The sequence below is a fragment of the Streptomyces sp. NBC_01546 genome (assembly GCF_045208355.1).
Taxonomy (GTDB): domain Bacteria; phylum Actinomycetota; class Actinomycetes; order Streptomycetales; family Streptomycetaceae; genus Streptomyces.
Window position 1 is genome coordinate 4,436,991 of the sequence record NZ_CP109379.1, and the last position, 15,452, is coordinate 4,452,442.

12 protein-coding genes are annotated in these 15,452 nt (G+C 70.4%); 4 read left to right on the forward strand and 8 right to left on the reverse strand.

The genetic code is table 11. The annotated features are described in order from the left end of the window. Positions 1-3: 3 nt before the first annotated feature. Together OHA89_RS20350 and OHA89_RS20355 are read right to left on the reverse strand one after the other, a co-directional pair. Positions 4-807, reverse strand: coding sequence for a nucleotidyltransferase domain-containing protein (locus OHA89_RS20350; protein ID WP_266609227.1), 804 nt, complete (start codon positions 805-807; stop codon positions 4-6). A gap of 109 nt (positions 808-916) precedes the next feature. Then, the gene (locus tag OHA89_RS20355; protein WP_003981529.1) at positions 917-1,591 is read right to left on the reverse strand and encodes a Crp/Fnr family transcriptional regulator; all 675 of its coding nucleotides are present in this window, start codon (positions 1,589-1,591) and stop codon (positions 917-919) included. 233 nt (positions 1,592-1,824) lie between these two features. Here OHA89_RS20355 and nth point away from each other — a divergent pair, with 233 nt between their 5' ends. From nth to OHA89_RS20370, 3 genes are all read left to right on the forward strand, one after another. Further along, complete coding sequence (nth, locus tag OHA89_RS20360) at positions 1,825-2,718, forward strand: endonuclease III (protein WP_257559392.1); 894 nt, start codon at positions 1,825-1,827, stop codon at positions 2,716-2,718. 120 nt (positions 2,719-2,838) lie between these two features. Next, positions 2,839-3,591: an NUDIX hydrolase gene (locus OHA89_RS20365; RefSeq protein WP_406366779.1), complete on the forward strand. Its 753-nt coding sequence runs from the start codon at positions 2,839-2,841 to the stop codon at positions 3,589-3,591. Between the two features lie 13 nt (positions 3,592-3,604). Continuing rightward, the gene (locus tag OHA89_RS20370; RefSeq protein WP_215143432.1) at positions 3,605-4,807 is read left to right on the forward strand and encodes a MarP family serine protease; all 1,203 of its coding nucleotides are present in this window, start codon (positions 3,605-3,607) and stop codon (positions 4,805-4,807) included. 312 nt (positions 4,808-5,119) lie between these two features. On the opposite strand, the gene OHA89_RS20375 is transcribed toward OHA89_RS20370, so the two are convergent. The 5 genes from OHA89_RS20375 to OHA89_RS20395 all read right to left on the reverse strand — a co-directional run bounded on the left by OHA89_RS20375 (position 5,120) and on the right by OHA89_RS20395 (position 12,802). Next, a complete protein-coding gene (locus OHA89_RS20375) occupies positions 5,120-6,091 on the reverse strand; it encodes an alpha/beta fold hydrolase (RefSeq protein WP_215143434.1) in 972 nt (323 codons plus the stop codon). After that, complete coding sequence (locus OHA89_RS20380) at positions 6,088-6,546, reverse strand: phage holin family protein (protein ID WP_215143436.1); 459 nt, start codon at positions 6,544-6,546, stop codon at positions 6,088-6,090. Before OHA89_RS20380 ends, OHA89_RS20375 begins: the two co-directional genes overlap by 4 nt. A gap of 50 nt (positions 6,547-6,596) precedes the next feature. Next, positions 6,597-8,006, reverse strand: coding sequence for a Na+/H+ antiporter NhaA (gene nhaA, locus OHA89_RS20385; protein WP_257555606.1), 1,410 nt, complete (start codon positions 8,004-8,006; stop codon positions 6,597-6,599). 229 nt (positions 8,007-8,235) lie between these two features. Then, complete coding sequence (gene acs, locus OHA89_RS20390; protein ID WP_266609229.1) at positions 8,236-10,239, reverse strand: acetate--CoA ligase; 2,004 nt, start codon at positions 10,237-10,239, stop codon at positions 8,236-8,238. 166 nt (positions 10,240-10,405) lie between these two features. Beyond that, the gene (locus OHA89_RS20395; protein WP_266609230.1) at positions 10,406-12,802 is read right to left on the reverse strand and encodes a SulP family inorganic anion transporter; all 2,397 of its coding nucleotides are present in this window, start codon (positions 12,800-12,802) and stop codon (positions 10,406-10,408) included. Between the two features lie 236 nt (positions 12,803-13,038). On the opposite strand from OHA89_RS20395, the gene OHA89_RS20400 reads away from it, so the two are divergent. Continuing rightward, positions 13,039-14,349 carry a hypothetical protein gene (locus tag OHA89_RS20400; protein WP_266609231.1) on the forward strand — a complete coding sequence of 437 codons (1,311 nt, stop codon included), beginning with the start codon at positions 13,039-13,041 and terminating at the stop codon, positions 14,347-14,349. Here the strand turns inward: OHA89_RS20400 and OHA89_RS20405 are convergent. Continuing rightward, positions 14,303-15,355 (reverse strand): ATP-binding protein, encoded by a 1,053-nt coding sequence (locus OHA89_RS20405; RefSeq protein WP_406366780.1) that lies wholly within the window; start codon positions 15,353-15,355, stop codon positions 14,303-14,305. The genes OHA89_RS20400 and OHA89_RS20405 overlap by 47 nt on opposite strands. Between the last annotated feature and the right edge of the window lie 97 nt (positions 15,356-15,452).

Below are 15,452 nucleotides of genomic sequence, written 5' to 3' on the forward strand. Positions count from 1 at the left end.
CGGCTAGCCCCGGCGCTTCTTGGCGCCGTGCCGGGCCGTGTACTCGTCCGCGAGCCAGGGCCCGAGGTCCTCGATGTAGGTGCGCAGCACGGCCGGGTCCGCGACCGGATCCAGGGCCACGGCGGCCGCCGCCCGCATCTGGGCCGCGCGCTCCGGGTAGTACGTCCCGAAGATCTCCGCGGACTCGGCGAGATCGCTGGTCCAGCCGCCCCACCGCGGCATGACCAGGGTGAATCCGGTGCGCACCAGACGCCGCGAGAAGATCCGGCTCAGCTTGCGGTACTCGTCCGGGGCCGAGGCCTCCCGCACCCTCGTCCGCCACGTGGGCAGCAGGCCGGCCAGGTCGCCGTTGGTCTCCCGGGCGAGCAGGCTGTCCGGGCGGTAGCGCGGCAGGTGCTCGGCCAGGTCGGCGCCGAGCAGCGGGGTGCACAGGCAGGCGAGGAACCAGCCCAGGTCGAAACGTTCCGCCTCGCTGAGCATGGCGGCCTTGTCCTGGAGCAGGATGCCGACCCCGTCGATCTCCGGGAAGTCCTCGTCGAGCCCGCGCGCCAGCACGTCGGCGGCGTCCCGGTCCTCGCCGGCGGGCTCGTGGTGCAGGACGAGCAGCAGGTCGAGGTCGGACCGCCCGGGCCGGGCCGTCCCGCGCGGCACGGAGCCGTACAGGTAGGCGCTGTGCAGCCGCCGCCCGTACGCCTCGCCGACCCGCTCCCGCGCGGCGGCGACGACGCCCCTGAACTCCCCCTGCACCTTGCCGAGGGACCCCTCCCGCTCGAAGTACCCGTACGCGTCCAGGCCTCTGTGCTCCATGCCTCCACTGTGCCTGGTTCCTCGGCAAATCCAGCCGCAACGGCGCAGCTTCCGAACGCACGAAGGCCCCGCCCGAGGAACGGGCGGGGCCTTCACGAAGCCAAGGGCGTCAGCGCGACCGCTTCGCCAGCCGCTCAACGTCCAGCAGGATCACGGCGCGAGCCTCGAGGCGGAGCCAGCCGCGGCCCGCGAAGTCGGCCAGCGCCTTGTTCACGGTCTCGCGAGAGGCGCCGACGAGCTGCGCGAGCTCCTCCTGCGTGAGGTCGTGCACCACGTGGATGCCCTCCTCCGACTGCACGCCGAACCGGCGCGACAGGTCGAGGAGCGCCCGCGCCACGCGGCCGGGGACGTCGGAGAAGACCAGGTCGGACATCTGGTCGTTGGTCTTGCGCAGGCGCCGGGCGACGGCGCGCAGCAGCGCGGTCGCGACCTCGGGCCGGGCGTTGAGCCAGGGCTGGAGGTCACCGTGCCCGAGGCCGAGCAGCTTGACCTCGGTCAGCGCGGTGGCGGTGGCGGTGCGCGGGCCCGGGTCGAACAGCGACAGTTCGCCGATCAGCTCACCGGGGCCGAGGACGGCCAGCATGTTCTCGCGGCCGTCGGGGGAGGTGCGGTGGAGCTTCACCTTGCCCTCGGTCACGACATACAGCCGGTCGCCGGGATCGCCCTCGTGGAACAGGGCGTCACCGCGTGCGAGGGTCACCTCGCCCATGGAGGCGCGGAGCTCCGCGGCCTGCTCGTCATCGAGCGCCGCGAAGAGCGGGGCGCGCCGCAGAACGTCGTCCACGAGTCTCTCTCCTATGTCGACCAGCTCAGGGGACCGGTCTCCCATTTTGCCGGACGGCTCAAACAGTGCGATCAATCACTACTAAGGATGCCGGACGGACGCGCGTGCTGTGTGGTGAGAGACCAATCAGGGTGGTGTTACCTGAGGTCCGGGCGGGTGTCAGCGGCCGGGCTTAGGCTGGCCGGGTGTCCAATAAGCCGGTGAGAGCACAGGCCAAGGGGTCCGCAGGAGTGATGGCGGCCCATAATTCAGCCGTGGGCGAACAAGCCCCCGTGAAGGTGTCCGCGAAGGCTCCGCCCGCCTCCGAGGGTAAAGGTTCGGCCAAGAAACCGGCCGTGAAGCCCTCCGCGGCGAGGCCGGAATCCCGGCTGGCCATGGTGCGCCGGGCGCGCCGCATCAACCGCGAGCTGGCCGAGATCTATCCGTACGCCCATCCGGAGCTCGACTTCCGCAACCCGTTCGAGCTGCTCGTCGCGACCGTGCTGTCCGCGCAGACCACGGACCTGCGGGTGAACCAGACGACCCCGGCCCTCTTCGCCGCCTACCCGACCCCCGAGGACATGGCCGCGGCCGCTCCGGAGGATCTGGAGGAGCTGATCCGGCCGACCGGGTTCTTCCGGGCGAAGTCCAGGTCCCTGCTCGGGCTGTCGCAGGCCCTGCGGGACAACTTCGGCGGGGAGGTGCCGGGCCGGATCGAGGACCTGGTCACCCTGCCCGGAGTCGGCCGCAAGACGGCCAACGTGGTCCTCGGCAATGCGTTCGGAGTTCCGGGGATCACCGTGGACACGCACTTCGGCCGGCTGGTGCGCCGCTGGAAGTGGACCGAGCAGGAGGACCCGGAGAAGGTCGAGGCGGAGATCTGCGCGATCTTCCCCAAGAGCGAGTGGACGATGCTCTCGCACCGCGTCGTCTTCCACGGCCGCCGGATCTGTCACGCGCGCAAGCCCGCCTGCGGGGCCTGCCCGATCGCCCCGCTCTGCCCGGCGTACGGGGAGGGCGAGACGGACCCGGAGAAGGCGCGGAAGCTGCTGAAGTACGAGAAGGGCGGCCAGCCGGGCCAGCGCCTGACCCCGCCCCCGGACTACCCGGGCCTCCCGGCCCCGCCCCTGGGCTCCGCACCGGCGTGAATCCGGCCTCGCCGGCGATCGGGGCGTGGGGTTGAGGGCGAGACCCGGCAGCTGCGCCGCACCTGTGGAACGAATCGGTACCCGCACCGCGTTTGGCGTTGTGGGAAAACACGGACAGGGATGCCTATGACTGGGGCTACGCAGAACCGCCGGGCCGACGCCGACGCGTCCGAGGCGTCGTACGGCGGCCGGAGCGGCGAGCGTGACGGGACGGCTCTGAGCACCGACGGCCTGCCCGCCTGGCTGGATCCCGTCGTCGAGGCCGCCCGGACCATCGAGCCGCCCCAGCTGAGCCGGTTCCTGCCGCCCGAGGACGGCCGCGGGCGGCAGTCCGCCGTGCTCGTCCTGTTCGGCGAAGGGGCCCGCGGGCCCGAGCTGCTGCTCATGGAGCGCGCCGGCACCCTCCGCTCGCACGCGGGCCAGCCGTCCTTCCCCGGCGGCGCCCTCGACCCGGAGGACGGCGATCCGCACACCACCGGCCCGCTGCGCGCCGCGCTGCGCGAGGCCGAGGAGGAGACCGGGCTCGACCCGTCCGGCGTCCAGCTCTTCGGGGTGCTGCCCCGGCTCTACATCCCGGTCAGCGAGTTCGTCGTCACCCCGGTCCTCGGCTGGTGGCGCACCCCGAGCCCGGTCGGCGCCGTTGACCCGGCCGAGACGGCCCGCGTCTTCACGGTGCCCGTGGCCGATCTCACGGACCCCGAGCACCGGGTCACGGCCGTCCACCCGAGCGGTCACCTCGGGCCCGGTTTCACCGTCGAATCCGCTCTGGTCTGGGGCTTCACCGCCGGGGTGATCGACCGGCTCCTGCACTTCGCCGGGTGGGAACGGCCGTGGGACCGCTCACGTCACGTCCCGCTCGACTGGCGCGCGTGAGACGGTGACCCACGTGAACGTGCTGGACATCCTGTTGCTGCTCGCTGCCGTGTGGTTCGCGATCGTCGGCTACCGCCAGGGGTTCGTCGTCGGCATCCTGTCGGTGATCGGCTTCCTCGGCGGTGGCCTCATCGCCGTGTCCCTGATCCCGCTGATCTGGGACCAGGTGACGGACAACGGCACCCGGGTGTCCACCACGGTCGTCGTGATCGCCGTCGTCGTGATCATCGTCTTCGCCTCGATCGGCCAGGCCCTCACCACCCACCTCGGAAGCCGGCTCCGCCGCCACATCACCTGGTCACCGGCGCGCGTGCTCGACGCGACCGGCGGAGCGCTGGTCAACGTGGTCGCGATGCTGCTGGTGGCCTGGCTGATCGGCTCCGCGCTCGCCGGGACGTCACTTCCCACGCTGGGCAAGGAAGTCCGTAATTCCAGGGTGCTCCTGGGCGTGTCGCGGGTGCTGCCCGCACAGGCGAACACGTGGTTCTCGGACTTCAGTTCGACCCTGGCGCAGAACGGCTTCCCGCAGGTGTTCAGCCCGTTCTCCAACGAGCCCATCACCGAGGTGAAGGCGCCCGATCCGGCGCTCGCCAGCAGCCCGATCACCGAGCAGGCCAAGCGTTCGATCGTGAAGGTCGTCGGCACCGCGCCCAGTTGCAGCAAGGTGCTGGAGGGCACGGGCTTCGTCTTCGCGCCCGGCAAGGTGATGACCAACGCGCACGTCGTCGGCGGGGTCGGCGAGCCGACCGTGCAGATCGGCGGCGAGGGCAAGCTGTACGACGGCAAGGTCGTGCTCTACGACTGGGAGCGCGACATCGCCGTCCTGGACGTGCCCAAGCTGAAGGCGCCGGCGCTGGAGTTCACCGACAGGGACGCGGGGAGCGGCAGCGACGCGATCGTCGCCGGTTTCCCGGAGAACGGCGCGTACGACGTCCGCTCCGCCCGCGTCCGCGGCCGGATCAACGCCAACGGCCCGGACATCTACCACCGGGGCACCGTCCGGCGCGACGTCTACTCGCTGTACGCGACGGTCCGCCAGGGCAACTCCGGCGGCCCGCTGCTGACGCCCGACGGCAAGGTGTACGGGGTCGTGTTCGCGAAGTCCCTCGACGACCCGAACACCGGCTACGCCCTGACCGTGGACGAGATCCGCGACGACATCCGGATCGGCCGGAGCGCCGAACAGCGGGTCGACAGCCAGGGCTGCGCCCTCTGAGACCGAGACGCCGGGCCCGCGAGGGACCGGCTGGTCATGGGGTCTCTACGTCCGCGGATGACGCAGGCGCGCCGAGACCCAGAGGGCCCGGCGGCGCAGGATGCGTGGAATCCCGAGGCGGAGGTCGTGGCCGTGCCGGCCGGTCCTCCCGTGGGCGCCCGGCGTAGTTGCCGAGCGGCGTTCGTGTGCGGTGTCACCGTAGTCGTGCGTCCAGCCCATACTCCGAGCTGTGCCCGTGCCCCATGGTCGGTAACCCCGTACGAGGCGGCCAATTGGCCTATGCGCGAGGCAATTGAATGCTCGTCATACCGATCAGCGGTCCGGTTCGGGGTCCTTGAGCCAGTTCACCAGCTCGGTCGAGAAGGCCACCGGGTCCTCCTCATGCGGGAAGTGCCCGAGCCCGTCGAACAGCCGCCACCGGTACGGGGCTTCGACGTACTGCCCGGATCCGGCCGCGCTCCGCGTGCGCATCACCGGGTCGAGCGAGCCGTGCAGGTGCAGCGTCGGCACGCGCACCGGCCGCTTCATGCGCCGGTTGAACTGGAGGCCGTCGGGCCGTGCCATCGACCGCATCATCCACCGGTACGGCTCGATCGAGCAGTGTGCGGTGGAGGGGATGCACATCGCCCGCCGGTACACGGCGAGTGCCTCCTCGTCGGCGCCGTCCTCCTGGAGCCGCGGGCCCGACCAGTCGCGGATCAGCTCCCCCACGAGGGCGCCGTCGTCGGCGACGAGCTGCCGCTCGGGGACGAACGGCCGCTGGAAGCCCCAGATGTGCGAACTCGCCCGGGTCTGACCGAAGTCGGACAGCATCGCCGAGCGCCAGCGGCGCGGATGCGGCATGGAGGAGACGACCAGGCGGCGCACCAGCTTGGGCCGCATCACGGCCGCGGTCCAGGCGAGGTAGCCGCCCAGATCGTGCCCGACGAGCGCGGCGTCCGGCTCGCCGAGGGACCGTACGACCCCGGTGATGTCGAGCGCCAGATTGGCGGGGTCGTAACCGCGCGGGGTGCGGTCGCTGCCGCCCACTCCGCGCAGGTCCATCGCGACCGCCCGGTAGCCGGCGTCGGCGAGCGCGGTCAGCTGGTGCCGCCAGGTCCACCAGAACTGCGGGAAACCGTGCAACAGCAGCACCAGCGGCCCGTCACCGAGCTCGGCGACGTGGAAGCGGGCGCCGTTGGCGGCGACGTCCCGGTGCGTCACCGCCTGACCGCCGGGCAGATCGAGCCGGATCGCCGAGGCGGCGGTGGGCGGATTGCTGGGGTCCGGCGAGGGGGCTGTCATGAGGACGAGCGTGCCACACCCACAGCCTTGTCACTCACCGGTCGCTCGTGGGGCTTGACGGTGGCGACGAGGGCGGCGGTCTGCCTGACCGCTTCGATGGTCTTCACCGGCGGCTTGACCTTCTTGAACTTCACGTAGGCGAGGAGCCCGACCAGGCCCGCGAGCAGCCAGAACGCGACGCCGACGATGAGGAAGGACCAGGCGAGCCCGAGCCCGAGGTTATGGATCCCGTAGGCCGCGGCGAAACTCAGTACGGGGAGGGAGAAGAGCAGGAGCACGCCCGCGGCGATCGCGGCACCGCTGCCGATGCCCGCGCGCTTGACGTCCTGCTTGATCTCCACCTTCGCGAGGGCGATCTCGTCGTGCACCAGGGCCGACATCTCGGCGGTGGCCGAGGCGACCAGCTGGCCGAGTGTGCGCTCGGCTCCTTGCGCCCCTTGGTCCACTGCGCTCATCGCTCTCTCCTTTTGTCGTCTGCCGCGTCTGTACGCCGTCCTTCGTCAGATCATGCCGGACGGTCGCCCCCGATGCTGGACCCGGCCGCCGCTTCGGCCTGGCGGCGGTGCTCCGCGGCCTTCTCCTCGTGGATCTTCGCCATCCGCAGGTGGTACGCCGGGGTGTGCTCCTCGTAGATGTCCGGGATGCCGTCGTGGTCCTCGTCGCGCTCCTCGGCCTCGGTCAGCGCCCGGTACTTGCGGTCGCGGAGCTTGAGCAGGACGCAGGCGATCACAGCGGCGATGAGGGAGCCGATGAGGACGGCGGCCTTGATCTCGTCGGTGAGGATCGGGTCGCCGGCGAAGGCGAGTTCGCCGATCAGCAGCGAGACGGTGAATCCGATCCCGGCGAGCGAGGCGACGGCGAGTACGTCCGGCCAGGCGAGGTCGTCGTTCAGTTCGGCCTTGGTGAAGCGGGCGGCCAGCCAGGTGCCGCCGAAGATGCCCACCGTCTTGCCGACGACCAGGCCGAGGACCACACCGAGGGTCTCGGGCCGGGTGAACACCTGGCCGATGGCCTCGTCGGAGAGGGAGACCCCGGCGGCGAAGAGCGCGAAGAGCGGTACGGCGAGACCGGCCGAAATCGGCCGTACGAGGTGCTCGATGTGCTCGCCGGGGGACTGGGTCTCACCCTCCTTGCGGGTGCAGCGCAGCATCAGGCCCATGGCGACACCGGCGATGGTGGAGTGGACACCGCTGTTGTACATCAGGCCCCAGACGGCCAGGGCGAGCGGAACGTAGATGTACCAGCCGCGGACGCCCCGGCGCAGCAGGAACCAGAACAGCGCGAGGCCCACGACCGCGCCGCCGAGGGCCGGGAAGTCGATCTCGCTGGTGAAGAACACCGCGATGATGATGATCGCGAAGAGGTCGTCGACGACGGCGAGGGTGAGCAGGAACGCGCGCAGGGCGGAGGGCAGTGAGGTGCCGATGACCGCGAGGACGCCGAGCGCGAAGGCGATGTCGGTGGCGGTCGGGACCGCCCAGCCGCTCATGGAACCGTCGCCGAAGATGTTGACGAGGGCGTAGACCCCGGCGGGGGCGGCCATGCCGCATATCGCGGCGATGACGGGGAGGGCGGCGGCCTTCGGTTCGCGCAGGTCGCCCGCGACCAGTTCGCGCTTGAGCTCGATGCCGGCCACGAAGAAGAAGATCGCCAGCAGGCCGTCGGCGGCCCAGTGCTGGATCGAGAGGTCCAGGCCGAGGAACGCGGGGCCGATGTGGAAGTCCCGGACGGTCTGGTAGCTCTCCGTCAGGGCGGGGGTGTTCGCCCAGATCAGGGCGGCGACGGCGGCCACGAGAAGCAGAACACCGCCGACGGTCTCGGTGCGCAGGGCGTCGGCGACGAACCGGCGCTCGGGCAGCGAGAGCCGTCCGAGGAACTTGCGGCTCTGGTGGTCGGTGGGGTTGGGCGCGGCCACGGGTGGGACACCTCCGGTTGGTCGACGGCATGACGAATGCAGTTGCCGACCAGACTTCCCGGCGCACCTAGAGAGTTAAAGATGTCAAATATTGACGTTTCTCTTACTTTACAGGGTGCGCGCAGTCGTATCGGGTGATCTTCACCTTAAATGCGAGGGGGGTGTCCGGCGCGCTGTGCGCCGGACACCCCCCTGAGCCGATCGGCCCGTCGGTCCTGCTCGGTCCTGCTCAGTCCTCGCTGGAAGCGGAGGGCAGCTTGCTCTGGATCAGGTCCATGACCGAGGAGTCGGCGAGCGTGGTGACGTCGCCGACCGTGCGGTTCTCCGCCACGTCGCGCAGCAGGCGGCGCATGATCTTGCCCGAGCGGGTCTTCGGCAGCTCCTGGACCGGCAGGATCCGCTTCGGCTTGGCGATCGGGCCGAGCGTGGCGCCCACGTGGTTGCGCAGCTCGGCGACCAGGGTGTCGGTCTCCGAGGCGCTGCCGCGCAGGATGACGAAGGCCACGATGGCCTGGCCGGTGGTCTCGTCGTTGGCGCCGACCACGGCCGCCTCGGCGACCGAGGGGTGCGAGACGAGCGCCGACTCGACCTCGGTCGTCGAGATGTTGTGGCCGGACACGAGCATCACGTCGTCCACCCGGCCGAGCAGCCAGATGTCGCCGTCCTCGTCCTTCTTGGCACCGTCGCCCGCGAAGTACTTGCCCTCGAACCGCGACCAGTAGGTGTCGATGAACCGCTGGTCGTCGCCCCAGATGGTGCGCAGCATCGACGGCCACGGCTCGGTCAGGACCAGGTAGCCGCCTCCGCCGTTCGGGACCTCGTTCGCCTCGTCGTCCACGACGGTGGCGGAGATCCCGGGCAGCGCGCGCTGCGCCGAGCCCGGCTTGGTCTCCGTGACGCCGGGCAGCGGGGAGATCATCATCGCGCCGGTCTCGGTCTGCCACCAGGTGTCCACGATCGGGCAGCGGTCGCCGCCGATGTGCTTGCGGTACCAGATCCAGGCCTCGGGGTTGATCGGCTCGCCGACCGAGCCCAGTACGCGCAGACTCGACAGGTCGAACTTCGCGGGGATGTCGTCGCCCCACTTCATGAACGTACGGATGGCCGTGGGCGCCGTGTAGAGGATGGTGACGCCGTACTTCTGCACGACCTCCCAGAACCGGCCCTGGTGCGGGGTGTCCGGCGTGCCCTCGTACATCACCTGGGTGGCGCCGTTCGCGAGCGGCCCGTAGACGATGTACGAGTGCCCGGTCACCCAGCCGATGTCGGCGGTGCACCAGTAGACGTCGGTCTCCGGCTTCAGGTCGAAGACCGCGTGGTGGGTGTACGCGGCCTGCGTGAGGTAGCCGCCGGAGGTGTGCAGGATGCCCTTCGGCTTACCCGTGGTCCCCGAGGTGTAGAGGATGAAGAGCGGGTGCTCGGCGTCGAAGGCCTGGGGGGTGTGCTCGGCGGACTGCCGGCCGACCACGTCGTGCCACCAGACGTCCCGGCCCTCGGTGAAGGCGGTCTCCTGGCCGGTGCGCTGCACCACCAGCACGTGCTTGACCTGCGGGCACTTGCCGACGGCCTCGTCGATGGCCGGCTTCAGGGCGGTGGGCTTGCCGCGGCGGTAGCCGCCGTCGGCGGTGATGACCAGCTTGGCGTCCGCGTCCTGGATGCGGGAGGCGACGGCGTCGGCGGAGAAGCCGCCGAAGACCACGGAGTGCGCGGCGCCGATACGGGCGCACGCGAGCATCGCCACGACCGCCTCGGGGATCATCGGCAGGTAGACGGCGACGCGGTCCCCGGCCTGGACGCCCAGTTCGGTCAGGGCGTTGGCGGCCCTGGAGACCTCGTCCTTGAGCTCGGCGTAGGTGATCGCGCGGCTGTCGCCGGGCTCGCCCTCGAAGTGGATGGCGACACGGTCGCCGTTGCCGGCCTCGACGTGCCGGTCCACGCAGTTGTACGCGACGTTCAGCTTGCCGTCCGCGAACCACTTCGCGAAGGGCGGGTTCGTCCAGTCGAGCGTCTCGGTCGGCTCCGTGGCCCAGGTCAGCCGCCGGGCCTGCTCGGCCCAGAAGCCCAGCCGGTCCGCGTCGGCCTGTGTGTACGCAGCCTCTTTCACATTGGCGGCGGCGGCCAGATCGGCGGGCGGTGCGAACCGCCGCTCCTCCTTGAGCAGATTGGCCAGGCTTTCATTGCTCACGACATATCCCTTTCCCAGGGTGTCCGTTGTGTCCCCGGCATAGCTCATCAGTCAGCGGCCCGGGTGACAAGAGGTAGCCGAGAATTGGTTTAGACCTATAGCACGTCCAGGTGCGTGCGACGGCCCCTTCCCGCTGCAGGGTGCGGAAAGGGGCCAAGCGATTGCACGGATACCGGAGGGTATCGGTTCGAACGTGCCGTGATGTCGTCGTGAATCAGGCGCTCTGGCCGACCGTGTCGAAGACCCGGCAGTCGAAGAAGTCCTCGCCCTCGGACAGCAGATAGGCCTGGGCCTCGCCCACGTGGAAGTACATCCCGTGCAGCTCCAGCGTGCCCTCGGCGAGCCGCCTGGCCACCGATTCGTGGGCCCGCAGGTGCTCCAGCTGCTGCACAACGTTGGTCAGGCACAGCTGCTCCACGGCGTCCGCCGGGAGTCGGCCCGAGATCCTGGCCCAGGCGTGGTGCCGGCTGGCCATCCGCTCCAGGCTGGGCAGCCCGTGCCGGAGCCAGCGGCGCAGCGGGGTCATGGGGGCTCCGGGGGAGGAGTTGAGCAGCGCCTGCATGGCTCCGCAGCCCGAGTGCCCGCACACCGTGATGCTGTCGACCTGGAGCACGTCCACCGCGTACTCGATGGCCGCAGCGACGGAGTCGTCGGTGGACTCGGCGCCCGGCAGCGGGACGAGGTTGCCGACGTTGCGGACCGTGAACAGGTCCCCCGGTCCACTGGCCGTGATCATGCTGGTCACCAGGCGGGAGTCCGCACAGGTGAGGAAGAGCTGGGAGGGCCGCTGCCCCTCGCGGGCCAGGCGGGCCAGCTCGTCCCGTACGTGCGGTGCGGTGTCGCGCTGGAAGGCGCCGATCCCGTTGGCCAGCTGACCGGCGCCGCGCCGCCGCGCAGGCGGCGCCGGGGCTGCCGGTACGACAGCGGTGGCCTGGTCCGCAAGGGTGTCGGCAGCCTGGTGGTCGCAGTGGTTCTGCCACGGGGTCCAGGGACGGCAGCACTGGTGCCCGCCGCGCTGCGGGGTCCGCGGGCCGAGGTCGGAGCGCTGGGCCCCGTCGGCTCGGCGGCCGGTGACCTCCACCGATCCGCCGTGGGCAAGGTGGGAGTCCTGCCAGTCCTGCAGCGTCTCGTATGCCGCGTGGTCCATGAACGAGCCGTCCAGCTCGACCACCACACGCCCGTCGTGCGGAATCTGGTTCAGCACCCGGCTCAGCCGCGGCACCGCGAGGAAGGTCAACTGCCCGCGCGCCCACACCCGGTGGACACCGGTGTCCAGCTGTTCCACCGTGATCCGGGTCCTGGCCAGCCGGTGCAGGGCCAGGGCGACCGCCACCGCGATGCCGATGGCCACGCCCTCCAGGACCCCGCCGAGGACCACTCCCACGATGGTCGTGCCGTAGACCACGATCTCGCCGTGCCGGGTGACGGTACGCAGGTGCGTGGCGCTCACCATCTGCACGCCCACCGCCATCACCAGCGCGGCCAGCGCGGCCAGCGGGATCAGGTCGAGGGCGGGGACGAGCAGTCCCGCCGCGAGCAGTACCCACAGGCCGTGCAGCATGACCGACCGCCGGCTGACGGCACCGGACTTGACGTTCGCCACGCTGCGCATGGCCCCGCCCGCGACGGGCAGTCCGCCGAGCGCGCCGGAGACGATGTTCGCCGCGCCCTGTCCCCGCAGTTCCCGGTTGAGGTCGGCGCGCGGCGGGCGGTTGCCCGTACCCCGCTCGGAGGCGATCAGTTTATCGGTCGCGACTGCGGAGAGCAGGGACTCGACGCTGCCGACCAGGGTGACGGTCAGGACGGCGGCGATGATGCCGAGGACCGGGCCCTCGGGGAGCTCGGGCAGGGCGTGGCTGCGCCAGGACGGCAGGTCCACCCGGGGCAGGCTGAGGCCGGTCAGGGCGGCGAACGCGGTGGCCGTCGCCACGGCGGCGAGCGCGGCCGGCACCTTGCGCAGGGCGCGGCCGGCCCGCCCGGGCAGCTTCGGCCAGCTGAACAGGACGAGCAGTGTCAGCACGCTGACGCCGAGCGCGACCGGATGCAGATCGGCCAACTGGTCCGGCAGCCCGATGACGTTGGCGACGGCGGAGCTCTGCGGAGTGCCGCCGAGCACGATGTGCAGCTGGGCCAGCGCGATGGTCACGCCGATGCCGGCGAGCATGCCGTGCACGATGGCCGGGCTGACCATGAGCGCCGACCGGGCGGTGCGCAGCAGGGCGAGGCCGAGCTGGCAGAGGCCAGCGAGCACGGTGACGGCACAGGTGGTACGCCACCCGTAGTGCTGGATCAATTCGGCGCTGACGACCGTGAGTCCGGCCGCGGGTCCGCTCACCTGGAGCGGGGCGCCGCCGAGCCGTCCGGCGACGATCCCGCCGACGGCCGCGGCGACCAGCCCGGCCTGGAGCGGGGCCCCGGTGGCCAGGGCGATGCCGAGGGAGAACGGCAGGGCGATCAGGAAGACGGCGATGGAGGCGGAGAGGTCCGCGGGCAGGTCCTTGCGGGCCTGCTCGCGGGACTTGGAGCGGATCGCTTTGGCGCAGATCTCCTGGGCCTGGAGCTCTTGCGCCCGGATCTCTTCGTCTGTGGGTGTGGGTGAGGTGGCTGTCATAAGGTCCCGTCTCCTCTGGGGGAGGGATGAAGCGGCGGGAGTCTCAACACTCGGTAAATGGATGGTAATGGAGAGTAAAGGCCCGTGGTGGGCAATACGGGCAAATGGCCTATGAATTAACCCTCCAGGGTGATTAAGCATTTTGTACGGCTTGTCACATCTTCTTCATGGCGGACCGCATGGGACGTTGCGGCGCGGAAGTCCTGCGACGGAACTGCGAGGGAGAGGTGGGGCGGATGATCGCCGCCACGAAGAAGATCGCCGGTGGCCTGGTCGCCACGGCGCTGGTCCTGGGAGTGGCCGGGTGCAGCGGCTCGGAGCACGCCAAGTCCCCGGCCCCCGGCCCCGAGAACGCCCGGAAGGGCGCCGCCGCCCCCGAGGCCCCCGGCAGCGTCAACCGGCCCATCGGCGACGGTTCGACCGCGTACACCGGCGCGCAGCCGAAGGTCCAGACGGCCCAGAAGCTGAAGCCCGGTGAGAAGCCCCCGCAGTTCGTGGTGTTCTCGTGGGACGGGGCCGGCGAGGACAGCCAGAAGCTCTTCTCGCACTTCCGCGAGGTCGGCAAGAAGTACAACGCCCGGATGACGTACTTCCTCAGCGGCGTGTACATGCTCCCGGAAGAAAAGCGTTCCCTCTATACCGCCCCGCAGCACGAGTCCGGCCGCTCCGACATCGGCTTCGGCGACCTCCAGGGCATCAAGGACACCGCCACCCAGGTGCGCGGGGCCTGGCTCGAGGGCAACGAGATCGGCACCCACTTCAACGGCCACTTCTGCGGTCCCGACGGCGGCGTCGGCACCTGGTCCGTGGCCGAGTGGAAGAGCGAGATCAGCCAGGCCAAGTCCTTCGTCAAGAACTGGAAGACCAACGCGGGCCTGAAGGACATGCAGGCGCTCCCCTTCGACTACGACAAGGAGCTCGTCGGGGCCCGCACCCCCTGCCTCGAAGGCCAGAAGAACTTCATGCTGGCGGCGAAGGACCTGGGCTTCCGCTACGACTCCAGCGGCATCAGCAAGCAGATCTGGCCCAAGAAGACGGACGGTCTCTGGGACATCCCGCTGCAGCTGGTGCCCGTGCCGGGCCGCGCCTTCGAGACCCTGAGCATGGACTACAATTTCATGACAAATCAGTCCGGAACGACCTCACAGGGCGACCCCTCGCAGCACGCGTACTGGGGCGACCAGATGCGCGACGGCCTGCGCGAGGCCTTCGACCGCGTCTACCAGGGCAACCGGGCGCCGCTGATCATCGGCAACCACTTCGAGTCCTGGAACGGCGGCACCTACATGCGCGCCGTCGAGGAGTCCATCAAGGGCATGTGCACCCAGAAGGAGGTCCGCTGCGTGCCGTTCCGCGAGCTGGCGGACTGGCTGGACGCACAGGACCCCAAGACCGTGGAGTGGATGCGCACCCTCGACGTCGGCGAGACGCCGAAGGAGGGCTGGGCGAAGTTCCTGACCGCGGGGCCGCCGCCCGCACCGCCGGCGGCCCCCGCCGCGGTCAAGCCGGCTGAGGAGTCGGTCGAAGCCGGGGCGGACGAGGACTGACGAGAGCCTCGGCTCCGTCTTCTCCCGCTACGGCCCCCGCGGCCCCTTCGCGCAGCACGAAGCCGGGGTCGACCTGGTCCGCCAGGTCGACCCCGGTCTTGGCGTTGCCCCAGCTCTCCGCGTTCTTCAGGTGGAACCGCACCATCTGCTCGGTGTACCGCTCCCAGTCGCGGTGCGCGTACGAGTCGTCGGCCGCGTCCTGGAGGGACTGGAGGGCGAGCCGGTTCGTCGCCTCCAGCAGCTCGAAGGCGGCCGGCCGGCCCTTCTCCATGGCCCGCACCCAGTCGGAGTGCCCGACGGTGACCAGCAGGTCCTCGCCGACCTCGTCCTGGAGGAACTCGATGTCCTCCGGGCCCTGCACCTTGTTGCCGACGACCTTGAGCGAGACTCCAAAGTCCCGCGCGTACTCCTTGTACTGGCGGTAGACGGAGACGCCCTTGCGGGTCGGCTCGGAGACCAGGAAGGTCACGTCGAAGCGGGTGAACATGCCGGAGGCGAAGGAGTCGGAGCCCGCGGTCATGTCGACGACGACGTACTCGTCGGGGCCGTCGACGAGGTGGTTCAGGCAGAGCTCGACCGCCCCGACCTTGGAGTGGTAGCAGGCCACGCCCAGATCGGCCTCGGTGAACGGCCCCGTGGCCATGAGCCGTACGGGCTCCTCGTCGAGCAGGAGCGTGCGCGCGCAGGCCTCGTACACCGGGTTGTCCTCGGTGACCCGCAGCAGGCGCGAACCCCGGCCGGGCGGCGTGGTCTTGATCATCGTGTCGGCGGACGCGATGCGGGGGTTGGAACCCCGCAGGTAGTCCTTGATCAGGGGCAGGTGCGCCCCCAGGGCGGGCAGTTCGGCGGCCTCGTCCTCGCCGAGCCCGAGGGCGGTGCCCAGGTGCTGGTTGATGTCGGCGTCCACCGCGACGACGGGGGCTTCATTGGCGGCGAGGTGGCGGATGAAGAGGGAGGACAGCGTCGTCTTGCCGCTGCCGCCCTTTCCCACGAAAGCGATCTTCATGTTCACCAAGCGTAGTGGGTTGACAGCGGTGAGTTGTCAAGGTGAGTGAAGAAGACCACTCCAAGGAGGGGTCGGTGCCACGGGCGCGCAGTGCGTA